Origin of the sequence: Acinetobacter sp. YH12227, assembly GCF_013417785.1 — a bacterium.
GTDB classification, from domain to species: domain Bacteria; phylum Pseudomonadota; class Gammaproteobacteria; order Pseudomonadales; family Moraxellaceae; genus Acinetobacter; species Acinetobacter gandensis.
Genome location: NZ_VPDH01000179.1, coordinates 1 through 1,212, shown reverse-complemented (window position 1 = coordinate 1,212; position 1,212 = coordinate 1). Strand labels below are relative to the sequence as shown.

Below are 1,212 nucleotides of genomic sequence, written 5' to 3'. Positions count from 1 at the left end.
TGTTAGAAACCATTTAAAGTGTCTATATTCTCACCAATAAAAATGTCTAGTTTATGATGGTTTTTACCATCATGGACTGGATATAAATTAGAGATGTTGATCACTATGTCTGACAAGGAAATTCAACGTCTTGCAGTTCTGCAAGACGTTCGAGATCATCGTATTACCCAGGTCCGTGCTGCTGAAATCCTGAATCTTTCCACTCGTCAAATTACCCGGTTATTGCAGAAACTCAATCAAGACGGTGTTTCAGGTCTGGCACATGCCAGTCGTGGTCAACCTGGCCATCATCGCCATGATGAGTTATTAAAATCAAAATGTCTTTCCATTATTTCTGAACATCTGCTGGGCTTTGGACCTACCTTGGCGCATGAGAAGCTCAGCAGCATATTTGACCTGAATATCCCGGTAGAAACGGTTCGGCGCTGGATGATGGCCAATGACCTCTGGATTCCGCGATCCAAGCGCCTTAAACGTCCATATCAGCCACGTTATAACCGGGATTGCTTCGGTGAGCTGATCCAGATTGATGGCTCATATCATGACTGGTTCGAAGGACGCGCTGCTAAGTGCTGTTTATTGGTGTATATCGATGATGCCACTGGAAAGCTGTTGCATCTACGCTTCTGTGAGGCGGAAACCACCTTCGACTATATGCTTTCAACCCGAGCCTACATTGAACAATACGGCAAACCTCTGGCCTTTTATAGCGACAAACATTCGGTATTCAGAGTTAATCAGAAATCCAGGAAAGACAGCCAGATCACGCAATTTGGGCGGATTCTGAACGAGTTAAATATTGATATTATCTTTGCCAACTCACCACAGGCTAAAGGTCGCGTAGAACGCGCGAATAGAACCCTTCAAGACCGTTTGATCAAGGAGATGCGTCTGGAAGGCATCAGTTCAATTGCCGAAGCCAATGCATGGCTACCCTGCTTCATTGAGCACTTCAATCAGAAGTTTGCCAAGTGTGCGAGAAACTCGAAGAATTTACATCGATCTTTAACGGAATCTGATGCTGAGCTGGAGGATATATTCACTTGGCAGGAACCGCGTAAGGTCACGAAGAACCTAACCATCACCTATGACAAGTGTATTTATCTGCTTGAACCGACAGAGCTGAATCATAAGCTTGTTGGGCAATACATTTCATTTCTGGAGTACCCGGATGGCACTGTGGCCCTCATGCATGAAGGACGGAAGATCAAC

At 45.0% G+C, this 1,212-nt stretch carries 1 protein-coding gene; it reads left to right on the top strand.

Features of this window, described 5'->3' with window-relative positions; translation table 11 throughout:
• Window positions 1-93: 93 nt before the first annotated feature.
• On the top strand, window positions 94-1,212 hold a 1,119-nt coding region (locus tag FTV09_RS17785), incomplete at its 3' end, for an ISNCY family transposase (RefSeq protein WP_180059011.1).